Origin of the sequence: Streptomyces sp. MP131-18 (genome assembly GCF_001984575.1) — a bacterium.
GTDB lineage: Bacteria > Actinomycetota > Actinomycetes > Streptomycetales > Streptomycetaceae > Streptomyces > Streptomyces johnsoniae.
The window spans coordinates 1,593,552-1,608,371 of record NZ_LZNS01000001.1 but is presented as its reverse complement, the minus strand read 5'-3'; the positions used below and the strand labels follow the sequence as shown (position 1 = coordinate 1,608,371).

Here is a 14,820-nt window from a genome sequence, read left to right as displayed (position 1 = left end):
GATCCCGCCCTCGGCCCCTCCTTCCCGAGCGCGGAGAATGGGGTCCATGGATCTGCGTATCTTCACCGAACCGCAGCAGGGCGCAAGCTACGACACCCTGCTGTCCGTCGCCAAGGCCACGGAAGACCTGGGCTTCGACGCGTTCTTCCGCTCCGACCACTATCTGCAGATGGGCGGTGCCGACGGGCTGCCCGGGCCCACCGACGCCTGGCTGACGCTGGCCGGGCTCGCCAGGGAGACCTCCCGCATCCGGCTCGGCACGCTGATGACGGCCGCCACCTTCCGGCTGCCGGGCGTGCTGGCCATTCAGGTCGCCCAGGTGGACGCCATGTCCGGCGGGCGCGTCGAGCTCGGCCTCGGCGCGGGCTGGTTCGCGGCCGAGCACGCGGCGTACGGGATTCCGTTCCCGCGCGAGAAGTTCCCCAGGCTCCAGGAGCAGCTGGAGATCATCACCGGACTGTGGGGCACCCCGGAGGGCGAGACGTTCTCCTTCGACGGCGAGCACTACCGGATCGAGGACTCGCCGGCACTGCCGAAGCCCGTGCAGTCGCGGGTGCCGGTGCTGGTCGGCGGCATGGGCAAGGAGCGCACGCCGCGCCTGGCCGCCAGGTACGCGGACGAGTTCAACATTCCCTTCGCCTCGGCCGAGGACAGCGCGGCGCAGTTCGACCGCGTGCGCCGGGCGGCGGAGGAGGCCGGACGCAAGCCGGACGACCTGGTGTACTCCAACGCGCTGGTGGCGTGCGTCGGCCGGGACGATGCCGAAGTGGCCCGGCGGGCGGCGGTCATCGGCCGGGACGTGGACGAGCTGCGGCGCAACGGGCTGGCGGGCTCGCCCGCCGAGGTCGTGGACAAGATCGGCCGCTTCGCGGAGATCGGCGCCTCGCGGATCTACCTCCAGATCCTCGACCTGGACGACCTGGCGCATCTGGAACTGATCGCGGGACAGGTCAAGCCGCAGCTGTCGTGACGTTCCCCCGGCTCGGTGCGCACCCCCTGGTCCTGGACGGCGGCCTGTCCAACCAGCTTCAGGACCAGGGCTGCGACCTGCGCGACGCACTCTGGACGGCGCGGGTGCTCGCCGAGGAGCCGGAGCAGATCGTGCGGGCGCACGCGGCGTATGTGCGCGCCGGCGCGCAGGTGGTGACGACGGCCGGTTACCAGGCGTCGTTCGAGGGCTTCGCCCGCCGCGGGATCGGCAGGGCCGCCGCGGTCCGGCTGTTCGGCGACAGCGTGCGGCTGGCCAGGGCCGCGGGGGCGCGCTGGGTCGCGGCCTCGGTCGGGCCGTACGGCGCGGTGCTCGCGGACGGCAGCGAGTACCGCGGCCGTTACGGGCTGAGCCGGGCGGAGCTGGTGCGTTTCCACCGGCCGCGGATCGAGGCGATGGCCGCGGCCGGCCCCGACGTGCTGGCGCTCGAGACGGTGCCGGATGTGCGGGAGGCGGAGGCGCTGCTCGCGGCGGCCCGCGGCTGCGGGGTGCCGGTGTGGCTGTCGTACACGGTGGCGAACGGCCGTACCAGGGCGGGGCAGCCGCTGGCGGAGGCGTTCGCGGTGGCGGCGGGGGAGGAACAGGTGGTGGCGGTGGGTGTCAACTGCTGTCAGCCGCGGGAGGTGGCCGAGGCGGTCGGACTGGCGGTCGCGGTCACGGGGAAGCCGGCCGTGGCGTATCCGAACAGCGGCGAGGGGTGGGACGCCGCGCGCCGCACGTGGCGCGGCCCCGCCGCGGGGCCCGCCGCGCTGGCGGGGGAGTGGTGTGCGGCGGGCGCGCGGCTGGTCGGCGGCTGCTGCCGGGTGGGGCCGCGCGGCATCGCGGAGCTGGCGGCCGTGGTCGGCGCGGCGGATGACTCATGACGAAGTTCTCCGGGGCCTGGCGCTTCGGCACGTGCACCCGGCCGTGATTTCCGGTCGTGTTGCAAGCCTTCCGTTTTGTCCGGTACGTGGCGGAGGGGGGTCCGTGCGGCCAGGTGGCAGTAGCGTCACGTGAGTCGAGAAATTCATCGTTTGGTAGCTGAGTCAACACACATCGCGACTGAAATTGTCTGTGCGCTGCTGGAGTACGAGTGACTTTCCGGCAGACTCCCCGGTGGGAGCAGGAGCCGGTACCCCCGCTGTGCAGGGCAGAGGTCCCGATCCCCTCCGACGGACCGCGCGCGGCGACCCCGCCTCCCCGCGTATGGGCCGGGCGCGGTCCGTGCCTCCGCCGTCAGCCGGCGACCCGGAACGTCTGCGCGTGCGGATCGTGCGCCGGGCCTTCGGGTGAGGCGGCCGACGAGTAATCATGCCCATGCCCTCCGGCTGGGCGCATTACAGTGAACGCATGCGTTGACGCCGTCCCCGCGCCAGGGGACCCCCGCCGCTCCTTCGTGACCGCCACTGCCAGCCACGAAGGAGTCTGCATCATGCCTGCACTGACCATCGCCCTGCTCCAGCTCGACCCGCCGGGGCACGACCTCGACGCCAACCGCCGGGCGGGCGAGGCCGCCTGCCGCCGGGCCAAGGCGCTCGGCGCGGACATCGCGCTGTTCCCCGAGATGTGGAGCAACGGCTACGAGACCGCCGTCCCCTTCGGCGGGGCCGCGGAGAATGTGTACCGGCACCCTGACCTGTGGCGGGGCGCGGCACCCGTCGAGGTGCCGGACCACCGTGTGGTCTGGCGCGGCGAGCCCGTCGCCGCGGACTCGCCGTTCGTCGCCCACTTCCGTTCGCTCGCCGCCGAGTTGGGCATGGCCATCGCGCTGACCTATCTCGAAGCCTGGGACGGGCCGCCGCGCAACTCCGTCTCGCTCATCGACCGGTACGGCCGACCGGTCCTCACCCATGCGAAGGTGCACACCTGCGCGTTCTCCGTCCCGGAAGCCGCTCTCACACCCGGCGACTCCTTCGGGGTATGCACGCTGGACACCGCGGTCGGCGAGGTCCGGATCGGCGCGATGATCTGCTACGACCGCGAGTTCCCCGAGAGCGCCCGGGCGCTGATGCTCGCCGGGGCGGAAATCATTCTCACGCCCAACGCCTGTGATCTGGAACGGAATCGGATCGCTCAATTCCAGTCGCGTGCGTACGAGAACATGGTCGGCGTCGCCATGGCGAACTATGCGGGGCCCGGCTGGGGGCACTCCGTGGCCTTCGACGGCATGGCGTTCGGTCCCGAAGGGGCGCGCGACATGCTCGTGGTGGAGGCGGGGGAGGCCGCCGGTGTCTACCCGGCGGTGTTCGACCTCGGGGCCCTGCGCTCCTACCGCAGGCGCGAGACCTGGGGCAACTCCTTCCGCCGCCCCGCTGTTTACGGTTCGCTGACCGATCCGGCCGCCGCCGATCCGTTCGTCCGCGTCACCAGTGAGGGGAGGCAACCGGCCCGCTGAACACCGCGGGCCGGCCGCTCCGGCCGACCCGCACCGCGGTCCCCGCGCGCCGGTCCACCACGGGGATGGCCCGGCGTGAACGCGGCTCTCGGGCCCGTTGCCCTGCGGCCGGCCAGGGTGAGCAACCGACACCGGGTTCTAGGCTTGGCCCGTGACCATGGTGATAGCAGACCACGACCCCGCCTGGGCCGCGCTGGCCGGGCGCGCGGGCGAGGAACTGACCGCGGCGCTGCCCGGACTCTTCCGCGCGATCGAGCATGTGGGCAGCACGTCCGTCCCCGGGCTGGCGGCCAAGCCGATCATCGACCTGATGGCGTCCGTCGACACGCTGGAGCAGGTGACACCGGAACGGGCAGCCGTGCTGGCGCGGCTCGGCTACGTGCCCGAGGAGACGGGCATGACCGGCCGCTTCTTCTACTACCGCGCGGACGGCGCCGGGCGGCGCGCGTTCCACCTCCACGTCGTCACCGCCGCCTCCTGGCCCACGCGCAACGAACGGCTCCTGCGCGACCACCTGCGGGCGCATCCGGAGGCCGCGGCGGAGTACGCAGCGGTGAAGCGCAGGCTGGCCGCCGAGCGGCGGAGCAGCCTTGAGTACACGAAGGGGAAGACGGAGGTGATCCAGCGCCTCATCGACCGCGAACGCGAGGCCAGGGGCCTGCCGCGGGTGGACGTCTGGGAGGACTGACCGTCAGCGCCCCCGCGCCCCGGCCGTGTGCCGCTCGACGAAGTCCAGGACGAGCAGGGCGGTTTCCGCCGGGCGTTCCAGATTCGGCAGGTGCCCGGCCCACGGCAGCTCCACGTGCTCGGCGGCGGGCAGGAGGTTTGGCAGCCCGGCGGCGACCTGCCGGAAGTCGTGCAGGTCGTGCGCGCCCGATACGGCGAGCGTGGGCGCCTTGACGTCCTCGGGGCGGAAGGCCGCTGCCCCGGCCCGCCCGGCGTCCTCCGCGGCGGGCCGCATGTCCAGGGCGCGGCGCCGCATCAGCCGCACCACGGCCCGGGTGTTCGCGTCCGCTTCGGGGCCGAGCCAGGTGTGCACGCCGAGTTCGACGGCGCCGGCCACGTCCCCGGCCTCGATCAGTGCCCTTTCGCGGGAGGCGATGCCGCGCAGCGCTGCCGAGGGCGGGTGGGCGGGTGAGCCGGTGTTCAGCAGCACCAGCGCGGTGACCCGTTCCGGCCGGCGGGCGGCCAGTTCGAGTGCCACCGCGCCGCCGGAGGACGAGGCGACGACCGCCGTTTCCGCCACCCCCAGGGCGTCGAGCAGGTCGCACACGTCGGTGGCGTCCCGGTAGGGGCCGTCCGGCGCGGGGGTGTCGCCGTGGCCTCTGAAGTCGCAGCGGAGTACCCGGAATCCGGCGTCGAGGAACATCCGCCACTGCGGGTCCCACATCCGCCGGTCGCAGACGGCGGAGTGCAGCAGCAGCAATGCGGGGCCTTCTCCGGCCGTGTCGTGGGAGAGGAGGGGAAGGGACACGCGCAGACCCTACAACTAAAGTTGACGAAAGTCGGGTGGGAACAAGACCTTGGACTACTGTGCCGTGGCCCTGCGGTCACTTACGGTGACGGCATGGAGTACGGCAAGACGACAGGACCTACGGTGCTGGGGCTCTCCCTCCGCGACCGGCTGCTGATCATCGTGGGCGCCCCGGTGCTCGGCGTTTTGTTCGGCGCTGTGCTGCCGCCGGTGGCCGGCTGGTTGGCCGACCGGCCGTGGGCGCCGATGCAGGGTCCCTTCGAGCTGATCGCCTCGTTCGACGGGCCGTGGGTGGCGGTGGCGCTCGCCGCCGCGGGGCTGCTGCTCGGGCTCGGGTTCGCCGCCCTCGCCCTGGCCTCCTGTCTGAAGGTGACGCTTGTGGACGGGGAGATACGGCTCGACAAGGACGGCATGTCACGCCGCATAGCCCGCTCCGACGTGGACGCGGTGTTCGTCGACGGCAAGCAGCTGGTGATCCTCGACCCGGCGTCGCGCGAGCTGCTGCGTGAGCGGCACGAAAGCAGCCCGGCCGCACTCGCGCGGGGTTTCCAGGAGCACGGCTACCGGTGGGCCGGGCAGAGCGATCCTTACGCCGAGCTGTACCGCCGGTGGGTGCCGGGCACCCCGGATCTGCCGCCCGCGGCCAATGCCGTGCTGAGGGCGAGGGAGACGGCGCTGAGGAAGAAGCACGGCGATGACGTGGCGGAGTTGAGGGAGGAGGTGCAGAAGCTCGGGTTCGTGGTGCGGGACCGGGAGGACAAGCAGTACTGGCGGCCTCTGGTCAGGACGTCCTGACGGCGCCCGCGGCGTCGGCCGGGGCGCGGGGGGTTCACCGCTCGGCGGTGGCGGCGCGGACTTCTCGCCCCTGGCCAACGGGCGGGAGATCGCGGCTCTCGCGCGGCGCTCCGGCGTGCGGCGGATCACCGTGCTCAAGGGCGAGACCGAGGCGACCCCGCTGGACGAGGCCCTGGCCGCCGGGGCGGCGGCGGACGGCGGCTTCGTCTGGACGCGGCTCGCACCCGTGGAGTTCATGTCCAACGCGCTGGAGTGGGCGGATTCCGTGCGGAAGGACGGTGTCGTGCGCGAGGCGTTCCCCGAGGCTCGCAGCGCGATGATCCACGAGGCGGACATCGCCGCCGTCGCCGCTGCGGCGCTGACCGCCGAAGGGCACGGCGGCCAGGAGTACTGGCTGACCGGCCCCGAGGCGCTGACCGTTCGGGACAAGGTCCGCACCCTCGCCGAGGTCCTCGGCCGCGAGGTGCGGTACGCCGAGCTGTCCCGGGAGGAGGCCGTCGCGCAGTGGCGCGGTGCCGGTTTCTCGGACGAGGACGTCGCCTTCTTCCTCGCCATGCGCACCGATCCGCCCGCAGCGGGGTACACCGTGCTGCCCACGGTGGAGCGGGTCACCGGACGTCCGGCCCGGACGTTCGCCCAGTGGGTCGGGGAAAACGCGACCGCCTTCGCACCGTGACGGTCCTGTCCCGTCGCGCGCTGACCGGGCGGCCCTGGCGCGCCACGACGTCCGCCTCGTCGGGTGGGGCAAACCCGGCGCGGGGCCCGTCGGGATGCCGCCGTGCAGAGCAACGCTTAGGCCCTCCGCGGAAGTTGGCGTCGGAGGGCGGTTGCTACCCTGCGTCGATGGCCCCTGTGCTGCTTCTTCTCGACTTATCCATGACCCCGTCGGACCCCGCCCCCACGCCCGCGCCCGGTGGTCCGGCCCTCTCCTCCGTCTCCGCCGTGATCGGGGACCTGCTGCGGCGGGCGCGCACCGCGGGCGCGGTCGTCATCCATGTGCGCGAGGCCGGTGCCGGGGAGGACACCGGCGCCGCCGGACCTCCGGGCGGGCACGAGCCGCTCCTCCGCCCGCTCGACGGCGAGCCCGTCGTGCACAGGACCCGGCCGGATGCCTTCGCCGGCAGCGGCCTGGCCGGCCTGGTCCCGGTCGGGGCCGAGGTGGTGGTGGCCGGGATGCACAGCGAGTCGGTGGTGCGGGCCACCGCGCTCGCCGCGCTCGACCGCGGCCACCGGGTGGTACTGGTGCGTGGCGCGCACGCCAGCCTGCGGGCCGGTGTGCCGCGCGAGATCGAGGCGACGCTGCGGGCGGCGGGCGTGGTGGTCGCGGCCCCGGAAACGGTGACGTTCGACGGGAACGGCGCCGCGGGCAGTGCCCGCGGCGCCCGGTGACCGGGCCGTCCGGCCCGTTCGGCCCGTTGGGCCGTGTGCGCGGCGGCGCCCCCTCGGCGCCGCCGCGGGCGGCCGTCCGCCGTCCGCCTCAGAAAAGGTAGAACTGCTCCCAGGAGCCGTTGATCCAGTCGGAGCGGGCCCGCAGCACGTTCTGGAGCGAGCCGGTGTTGTTCTGCTCCGTGGCGACGAAGAGGTCGTTGACCACGGAGCGGAAGGCGAAGGTCTGGAGGTCGTCGTGGTAGTAGAGGACGAACCGCTCCCAGCTGCCGACGCCCTCGGAGCGGGCGCGCAGCACTCCGTTCGACGCGCCCGTGAAGTTGCGCTCGGTGGCCACGTTCAGGCCGTTCGCCCGCGAGGTCAGCGTGACGGTCTCCGAGGCATCGTCGAAGTAGATGTCGAACTGCTCCCAGCCGCCGCCGACCGAGTCGGAACGGGCGCGCAGCACGCCCGTGTACGGCTCGGCGTAGCGCTGCTCCGAGGCGACGAACAGGCCGGTGTTCACGGACTGGACGGCCCAGGGCAGCTCCTCCGGCTCGTCGGCCGAGGCGTTGAGCGGGGCGGCGCCGTCGTCGGCGAGCAGTTCGTTGAGGAGCTGCGTGTCGACGCGTTCCCAGCCGGCCGGCGCGGGCGCGTCGTCGTCGGTCTGCGGCGCCCCGGAGGCGGCCGTGGCGCCGAGCGTCGACACGGCCAGCAGGCCGCAGAGGGACAGGAGTACAGCGGCTTTTCTTCGCACGGAATGACGTCCTTCGTTCGGTCGGTTCGTGGGCGGGCGGCGGCTTCGGGAGCCGCATGGCGCACCCGCGAGGTGTGCACGAGGAGCGGCCGGTGCCAAGCCCTCTGTCCGCCGCGGCCCCCCAAGTCCGTGGCCGCCCCGCGCAGGTAATGTAGATCCCGTGTGCGACCGGAACGCGTCCTTCACGTGAACTGACGTATGCGCCGGACGATGTGCGCGCACCCGGAACGTTCGGACGACGGCCCCCTGGCACGCGCCCGGCACGCACCCGGCACGCACCCGGCGCCCGCGGGGGCGGCGTTTGCCTGGTCAGCCGAGGGTCGCGACCATCAGGGCCTTGATGGTGTGCAGCCGGTTCTCCGCCTGATCGAAGACGATCGACCGCTCGGACTCGAAGACCTCGTCGGTGACTTCGAGCGAGTCCAGGCCGTGCCGCGCGTGGATCTCCCGGCCGACCTCGGTGCCCAGGTCGTGGAACGCGGGGAGGCAGTGCAGAAACTTCACGTCCGGGTTGCCGGTGGCGCGCAGCACGTCCCCGGTCACCGCGTAGGGGCGCAGCAGCGCGATCCGTTCGTCCCATACCTCCTGGGGCTCGCCGAGGGAGACCCACACATCGGTGGCGACGAAGTCGGCGCCGTGCACGCCCTCGGCCACGTCCTCGGTGAGCGTGATCCGCGCACCCGTTTCCCCGGCCAGGCGCCTGGCCTCCGCCTGCACCGCGGCGTCCGGCCACAGTTGCGCGGGGGCTGCGATGCGCACGTCCATGCCGAGCAGAGCGCCGGTGACCAGGTAGGAGTTCCCCATGTTGTTGCGGGCGTCGCCGAGGTAGGCGAAGGCCGTCCGCTCCAGCGGCCCCGGCCCGTGCTCGGCCATGGTCAGCACGTCGGCCAGCATCTGGGTCGGGTGCCACTCGTCCGTCAGTCCGTTGTAGACGGGAACGCCCGCGTGCGCGGCCAGCTCCTCCACGGTGCGCTGGGCGCTGCCCCGGTACTGGATCGCGTCGAACATGCGGCCGAGCACGCGGGCCGTGTCGCGTGCCGACTCCTTGCGGCCGATGTGCGAGCCGGAGGGGTCGAGGCAGGTGGTTGCCGCGCCCTGGTCCGCGGCGGCCACCTCGAACGCGCAGCGCGTGCGCGTCGAACTCTTCTCGAAGACCAGCGCGATGTGTTTGCCCGTCAGGGCCCTGGTTTCGCTGCCCGACTGCTTGGCCGCCTTCAGCTCCGTGGCCAGGGCGATGAGCGAGCGGAACTCCTCGGGGGTGAGGTCGAGCTCCTTGAGCAGGTGGCGGCCCGAAAGCTCTGTCGCCATATCGACTCCGTACGTCGCGCGGATCTTGTTGAAATAGTATGCGGAATTCTACATGAGTATGCAGATCGCGCCAGGGGCGGACGGCGGTACAGGCTCATACGGCGTCCCGTTCCACGGGACAGCTCATGCACCGCGGGCCGCCCCGGCCGCGTCCCAGCTCGCTGCCCGGGATCTCCAGCACCTCGAAGCCGTGCTCGCGCAGATGCGTGTTCGCGGTGACGGTCCGCTCGTAGGCCACCACCACGCCCGGTTCGACCGCCAGCACGTTGCAACCGTCGTCCCACTGCTCCCGTTCGGCCGAGTGCACGTCCTGGACCGGGGCCAGCACCCGGATGCCACCGAGGCCGAGCGCGGCGGCGATGGCCCGGTGCATGTGCTCCGGCGGGTGGTCGGTGACCTTCAGCTCCTCGTCCCCGGAGCCCGGCTGGATCGTGTACGAGCGCAGCATCCCGAGCCCCGCGTACTGGGTGAACGTCTCCCCGTCGACCATCGTCAGCACCGTGTCCAGGTGCATGAACGCCCGCCGCTTCGGCATGTCCAGCGCAACGATCACGCGCGCCGAGCCGGCCGCGAACAGCCGGCGGGCCAGCAGCTCCACCGCCTGCGGCGTGGTCCGCTCGCTCAGCCCCACCAGCACCGCGCCGTTGCCGATGACCAGCACGTCCCCGCCCTCGATGGTGGACGGGTGCGCACCGAGTCCCTCCGACCAGATGTGGAAGTCACCGGCGCCGGGGCCGGCGAACAGCGGGTGGTGGCCGTACACGGCCTCGAAGTGCACACTTTCCCGGTGCCTGGCGGGCCAGCGCATCGCGTTGATCGCCACCCCGTCGTACACCCAGGCCGAGGTGTCCCGCGCGAAGAGGTGGTTGGGCAGCGGATTGAGCAGGAAATCGTCCAGGTCCATCACGTGGAACCGCACCGAGGCCGGCTCCTCGTACCGCTCCAGGTACTCCCGCTTCGTCATGCCGCCGATCAGCACCTCGGCCAGCTCCGCCGTCGGCAGCCCGTCGAACACCCCCCGCAGCCGGTCCGTGGCCAGCGGACCGTACTCGCGCTCGTCGAAGACGCGGTCGAGGACCAGGGCCCGCGCGGCGGGCACGTCCAGGCTCTCGGTCAGCAGGTCCCCGAACAGCCGCACGTCGACGCCGCGGGACCGCAGCAGCTCGGCGAAGATGTCGTGCTCCTGCTGGGCCCGCCGCACCCACAGCACGTCGTCGAAGAGCAGCTCGTCCTTGTTCGTCGGCGTGAGCCGTTTCAGTTCGAGGCCGGGGCGGTGGAGGATCACTCGGCGCAGCCGCCCGGTCTCGGAGTCGACATGGAAGGTCATGGGTCCATTCTGCGGCCCGGCCCCCCGCCGTCCGCGGGGTCCTCGGTCTCCTGCGTCTCCTGCTGCGTCTGCCAGAACACCTCACGCCGCGCCTCGGGCAGTTCGCCGCCCGCCACCCCGGGGTCGGGCGTCGTCCGGCGCGCCGCGGTGTCGATCATCCGCTGCGTGCCCTGCCGCACGAAGTCGACCACGGCCTGCGCCTGGTCCCCGAGCTGCCAGGACTCCAGCATGCCGCCCTCGATCAGCCGGGACAGCAGCTCCATGCCGTCCCGTCTGGCCGTCAGCTGCTCGTTCTTCAGCATGCTCCTGATGCCGGGGATGTCGTCGCGGTGGCGCGCCATCAGCTCGGCCATCACCGCCGTGTCGCCCTGCGACATCGCCTGCTGGAAGTGCGTCGCCCACTCGCGGACGACGGTCCGCTCGTGTTCGTTCTTCATGAGCTGAAGCTGCTGTTCCAGCCGCTCCATGGCCTGGCCGTGCTGGGCCCTCAGCACCTCGCCGGCGTGCTTGATCGTCAGCTCGTCCGGCGTGATGTCGACGAACACCTCCAGCTCGATGCCGTACCGGGTGCCCAGGTCACTGCCGCTCAGCTCCTGCCGCACCGCCGTGTCCACCTGCTCGGCCTGGGTGATCGGGAACCGCCGCGAGATGTCCTTCAGCCGCTCCTCCCACAGCGGCGCCAGCAGCTTGGCCACGTCCGACACCTGCTCCCTGGCCACTCGCAGCGGGTCCGCCACGCGCCACGCCACCCCCACCCGCACGGGGAAGAACGAGACGCTGTCCGCGGCCGGCAGCCGCATGTGGAACGACAGCGTGTGCGTGCCCAGTTGTATCTCGAACACCGCGTAGGGGCGGCGCAGCAGCCGCAGCGGCCAGACGCCCTCCTGTCCCTCGGGCAGGACCACGCGCGGCTGTCTGCCGCGGAAGAACAGCACCGAGGCCACCTGCGCGCTCGGGTGCCGGAACGGCCAGGACGGCGCGTACTCCCGCAGGAACGGGCCCGCGAGCTCCTGCACGGGCGGGGCCGGTGCGGCGGGTGTGGTGGGTGGGGCGGGCATGGCGGGCCGCTGGGCCGCGAAACCGGGCCGGGCCTGCGGTGGGTGGATCGGTCTCGGCTGCGGCAGGTGCTGAGGCGGTTGCGGCTGATTCCAGGTGTGCGCGTTCATACGGTCGATTCCCTTCTGCGCGTGCTCGGTGTGGGGGCGGCGGGAGTGTCCCGGCCGCCGGGGCGCGGCCCTGGCCCGGCGCCCAGGGCCGCGCCGAGCCGTTCGACCGTCGCGGGCGGGATCGGCTCGTCCGGGTCGCGGGCGAGCCGCGTCACCAGGGCCCGCAGCCGTGCGGCGTCGGCCGGGCCGCTCACCAGCAGCGGCAGGAACGCGCAGAGGGCGTCGAGCAGCTCCGCGTTCCGCGCCGACCGGCGCATCCACGACCTGAAGCCCACGAGCAGCGCGTCCCGCGACCTGGCGGTGTCGAGCCCGGCCCACACCAGATCGGCGAGCAGCGGTGCCCGCTCGGGTCCGGCCGCGATCAGCGCGGCCGTCAGCGGCCAGTTCTGGTGGGCTTCGAGCTCCGGCTGCTCGTCCAGACCCCACAGCTGCCAGGTGCGGCTTCCCGTCAGCTGGATGATGCTCAGCAGCGCGAGGTCCCTGCGGCCGATCCGCCGGTCCCCGAGCCACTGGCCGAGCCGCCGCAGCACGGTGTCCGGTTCGGCACCCGCGGCCAGCCGCACCACGCTGTAGGACACGTCCTGCAACTGCGCCCAGGCGGCCTCGGGCGCCGCGTCGTCCCCCGGCTCGGAGAGCGGGCCGAGCGCGTCCAGCGAACGGGCCACGGAACCGGCCACCGTTCCGTAGCCGTGGACCAGGGCGGCCGTGCTGCGCAGCAGCTCGTTGCCGTCCTCGGCCCACCCCCGCACCAGGGACGCGACGACGGGCCGCAGTCGCGGGGTGCGGGCGGTCTGGGCCAGGGCGGTGGCGGCGGCGAGCCGCTGGGTGCCGGACTCGGAGCCGGCCAGCGGCATCAGCAGTTCGGCCTCCGCGAACGGAAAGTCCAGGGTGGCCAGCGCGCCCGCCGCGAGCGCGGCCGGCACCCAGGCCAGTGGGCGTGGGTCGTCGCACTGGGCGTTCAGCCACCGGCACATCGGGCCGCGGGCGTTGTGGTGCTCCTCCCAGACGTGGGAGAGCACCGCCCAGGGCAGGCCCCGCCCCTCGAACCGCACGGTGCGCACCGGCACCTGGTCGTCGCCGAGGGAGACCTCGCCCGTGCCGAGCCCGGCGCGGGCCGCGGTCAGCCGGGCCCGCAGATCCTCGGTGAACAGCGGCCGGCCCGGCGTCCGCCCCGGGGCGAGGGTCGTGGCCAGCTCCCAGGTCAGCGCCTCGGCGGCCTCGGCGGCCACGCTGAAGGGGGCACCGTCGTACACCGCAAGGCCCAGGCGCAGCGCCGCGGGCCGCAGCGTCGGCAGCGCCGCGCGCAGGGTCGCGCCCCGGCCCGCACCGGCGAACCACAGCGCGGCCTGCCGGGGCGCGAAGCGCGTGCACTCGGCGAGCAGGCCCGCGTCGTCCAGGTCGCCGCCGGCGTGCCGGGCCAGGAGCCCGGCCAGCGCGACCGCCTCGCGCGGGCGCAGGCGCGTGAGACCGAGTGCGCCGCGCACGTCGTCGCGCTCCGCGACGCCCAGGGCGTGCGTGCGCCGTTCCTCGCCCTTCACCAGCGAGGCCACATGCCGCTTCAGCACCTCCTGCGGCGGGGGCGGCAGGAACAGCCTTCCGTACCGGCCGCGCAGCAACGCGTCGCCCAGGTCCCCGGCGTCCACGACCAGGACCAGATGGGCGTTGCGCTCGGCCAGCAGGGCACCCAGCCGGTCCAGGTGCAGCTCGGCGGGGCGGCCGGTGCCGCCGGCCAGTTCGAGGGCGTAGCCGTGGCCCTCCCGGATGGCGTCGCCGGACAGCGCGGACAGTTCGGTGCGCGGGTCCATGCGCTCCACCGCGCCGTGTGCCACCTCGTCCAGGAGGGACACCGCCGTGCAGCCGCGCCCGCTGCCCGGGTCGCCGCACAGCGCGAGCACGCGGCGCCCGCGGAGGTGGTCGAGCAGCGCCGGGTACTCGGGCGGCGGCGCGAACACCAGGCGCAGGCGCCGCAGTTCCTCGGTGGTCACCGCGCCGGTCACCAGGGGGGCGGTGCGCGGCCCGTAGTGATAGTGGTGGGTGTCGCCGACCTGTACCCGGTCGATGCGGGAGCTGTCGACCAGCGTGCTGCTCCCGTGCACGGTGGTGTAGTTGGCGCGTGCCTGGCGCACGGCGTGCACGGCGCCCGCGCCGTGTGCGCCGTCCCGCGGGCCGGCGTGCGCACCGGAGAACCGGTTCTCCTTGCCCTCCCGGCCGCCGTCGTCCTTCCCCTCGTCCTTGGCGCCGCCCTTCGGACCGCCGCCCTCGGGGGGTCTGCCCTTCGCGTCGTCCGCGTCCTGTCCGTCCTCGCTCACTGCTGCTGCCCGTCGCGGCGCGAGCGGTTGCCGTGCTTGATGGTCAGCCCGCCCTCGATGGTGCGGGCCGACACCACGGTGCTGTCCCCGTCGTGCACGTCGATGCGGTACCGCGACAGGTCGCGTTCCGTATCGCCGCCCGCCGCGCCGGGCTCGCGCCCTTCCGGCGCGGGCGGCGCCCCGCCGGGGGCGGTGCCGGTGCCGCCTCCCCCCGTCAGGTCAGGCGGCACCGGCAGCCCGGGAACGCGGAACCAGGCGATCTCGTCCGTCTCCTTCACCGAGACGCGGAACGGCCGGTACGCCTCCGGCTCGACGAACCGCTCGCCGACGCTGTCCGCGATCACCGCGCCGTGGAAGGGGTCGGAGACGACCAGCACCAGATCGCTGTCGGAGGCGTCGAGGACGCGCCGCGCCGGATCGCAGTCGCACAGCCGGCAGGCGAGGTCGACGGCCCGGCCGACGGGGCCCCTGCCGTCGTGCGAGACCGGGCCCTGGTGCATGGCGAGCCGCATCCGCAGCCGGTCGTGCAGCACGGGCCTGCGCTCGATCAGGCCCTGCCGCACCTCCTCGAGCCACACGCCCGCGATCAGCGCGGGCGGCACCCCCGGCTCGAACGACAGCAGCAGCCCGTCGCCCCGATCGATGACGTCCACCTGCTCCGGTCCCACGTCGACGGCGTCGAGCGCGTCCTGGAACACCTGGTAGAGACTTTCGCGCATCCGCAGTTTCGCGCCGAGATTCAACCGTCCGGAATCCTTGACGTCCCCGCAGACCACGAGCCGGTACACGGCCCGTTCTTCCGTACTGGCCACGCTGTCCCCCTGCCGCCTTCGCCGCCCGGTGAGTGGGTCGTTCGGGAAACAGCGTGGCGCGGATGCGGAGGGCGCGATGTAGCCGTTTACACAACCGGCGCCGATTGAGGTGATATTCGGGGCGCACGCCACCATCGCGCGCCCC

Annotated in this window: 14 protein-coding genes; 7 read left to right on the top strand and 7 right to left on the bottom strand. The window is 73.3% G+C overall.

Annotated elements, in window-relative coordinates; all coding sequences use genetic code 11:
- Nucleotides 1-46 precede the first annotated feature (46 nt).
- The 4 genes from STBA_RS07035 (at nt 47) to STBA_RS07020 (ending at nt 4,050) form a co-directional block, all read left to right on the top strand.
- The gene (locus STBA_RS07035; protein WP_077058412.1) at nt 47-970 is read left to right on the top strand and encodes an LLM class F420-dependent oxidoreductase; all 924 of its coding nucleotides are present in this window, start codon (nt 47-49) and stop codon (nt 968-970) included.
- Complete coding sequence (gene mmuM / locus STBA_RS07030; protein ID WP_077058411.1) at nt 967-1,851, top strand: homocysteine S-methyltransferase; 885 nt, start codon at nt 967-969, stop codon at nt 1,849-1,851. Before STBA_RS07035 ends, mmuM begins: the two co-directional genes overlap by 4 nt.
- A 548-nt stretch (nt 1,852-2,399) precedes the next feature.
- Complete coding sequence (locus STBA_RS07025) at nt 2,400-3,362, top strand: carbon-nitrogen hydrolase family protein (RefSeq protein WP_077058410.1); 963 nt, start codon at nt 2,400-2,402, stop codon at nt 3,360-3,362.
- 157 nt (nt 3,363-3,519) lie between these two features.
- Nucleotides 3,520-4,050: a GrpB family protein gene (locus tag STBA_RS07020; RefSeq protein ID WP_077063157.1), complete on the top strand. Its 531-nt coding sequence runs from the start codon at nt 3,520-3,522 to the stop codon at nt 4,048-4,050.
- A gap of 3 nt (nt 4,051-4,053) precedes the next feature.
- On the opposite strand, the gene STBA_RS07015 is transcribed toward STBA_RS07020, so the two are convergent.
- Nucleotides 4,054-4,836 (bottom strand): alpha/beta fold hydrolase, encoded by a 783-nt coding sequence (locus STBA_RS07015; protein ID WP_077058409.1) that lies wholly within the window; start codon nt 4,834-4,836, stop codon nt 4,054-4,056.
- A gap of 93 nt (nt 4,837-4,929) precedes the next feature.
- Here STBA_RS07015 and STBA_RS07010 point away from each other — a divergent pair, with 93 nt between their 5' ends.
- From STBA_RS07010 to STBA_RS07000, 3 genes are all read left to right on the top strand, one after another.
- Nucleotides 4,930-5,631 (top strand): hypothetical protein, encoded by a 702-nt coding sequence (locus STBA_RS07010; RefSeq protein WP_077058408.1) that lies wholly within the window; start codon nt 4,930-4,932, stop codon nt 5,629-5,631.
- A gap of 115 nt (nt 5,632-5,746) precedes the next feature.
- Nucleotides 5,747-6,307: a hydroxylase gene (locus STBA_RS07005; protein ID WP_077058407.1), complete on the top strand. Its 561-nt coding sequence runs from the start codon at nt 5,747-5,749 to the stop codon at nt 6,305-6,307.
- Between the two features lie 167 nt (nt 6,308-6,474).
- Complete coding sequence (locus STBA_RS07000) at nt 6,475-7,020, top strand: isochorismatase family protein (RefSeq protein WP_077058406.1); 546 nt, start codon at nt 6,475-6,477, stop codon at nt 7,018-7,020.
- 88 nt (nt 7,021-7,108) lie between these two features.
- Here the strand turns inward: STBA_RS07000 and STBA_RS06995 are convergent, their stop codons facing one another.
- From STBA_RS06995 to STBA_RS06970, 6 genes are all read right to left on the bottom strand, one after another.
- Nucleotides 7,109-7,753, bottom strand: a complete 645-nt coding sequence (locus tag STBA_RS06995; RefSeq protein WP_077058405.1) for a hypothetical protein — start codon at nt 7,751-7,753, stop codon at nt 7,109-7,111.
- A gap of 309 nt (nt 7,754-8,062) precedes the next feature.
- On the bottom strand, nt 8,063-9,061 hold the full coding sequence (gene argF / locus STBA_RS06990; protein ID WP_077058404.1) for an ornithine carbamoyltransferase: 999 nt from the start codon (nt 9,059-9,061) through the stop codon (nt 8,063-8,065).
- Nucleotides 9,062-9,155: 94 nt separating this feature from the next.
- Nucleotides 9,156-10,388 carry an arginine deiminase gene (locus STBA_RS06985; protein WP_077058403.1) on the bottom strand — a complete coding sequence of 411 codons (1,233 nt, stop codon included), beginning with the start codon at nt 10,386-10,388 and terminating at the stop codon, nt 9,156-9,158.
- Entirely contained in the window at nt 10,385-11,446 is a 1,062-nt protein-coding gene (locus STBA_RS06980; protein WP_143659446.1) for a hypothetical protein, read from the bottom strand. Before STBA_RS06980 ends, STBA_RS06985 begins: the two co-directional genes overlap by 4 nt.
- Nucleotides 11,447-11,550: 104 nt before the next feature.
- The gene (locus tag STBA_RS06975) at nt 11,551-13,863 is read right to left on the bottom strand and encodes a hypothetical protein (RefSeq protein WP_077058401.1); all 2,313 of its coding nucleotides are present in this window, start codon (nt 13,861-13,863) and stop codon (nt 11,551-11,553) included.
- Nucleotides 13,860-14,675, bottom strand: coding sequence for a hypothetical protein (locus STBA_RS06970; protein WP_077058400.1), 816 nt, complete (start codon nt 14,673-14,675; stop codon nt 13,860-13,862). The genes STBA_RS06975 and STBA_RS06970 overlap by 4 nt, the downstream gene beginning before the upstream one ends.
- Nucleotides 14,676-14,820 lie beyond the last annotated feature (145 nt).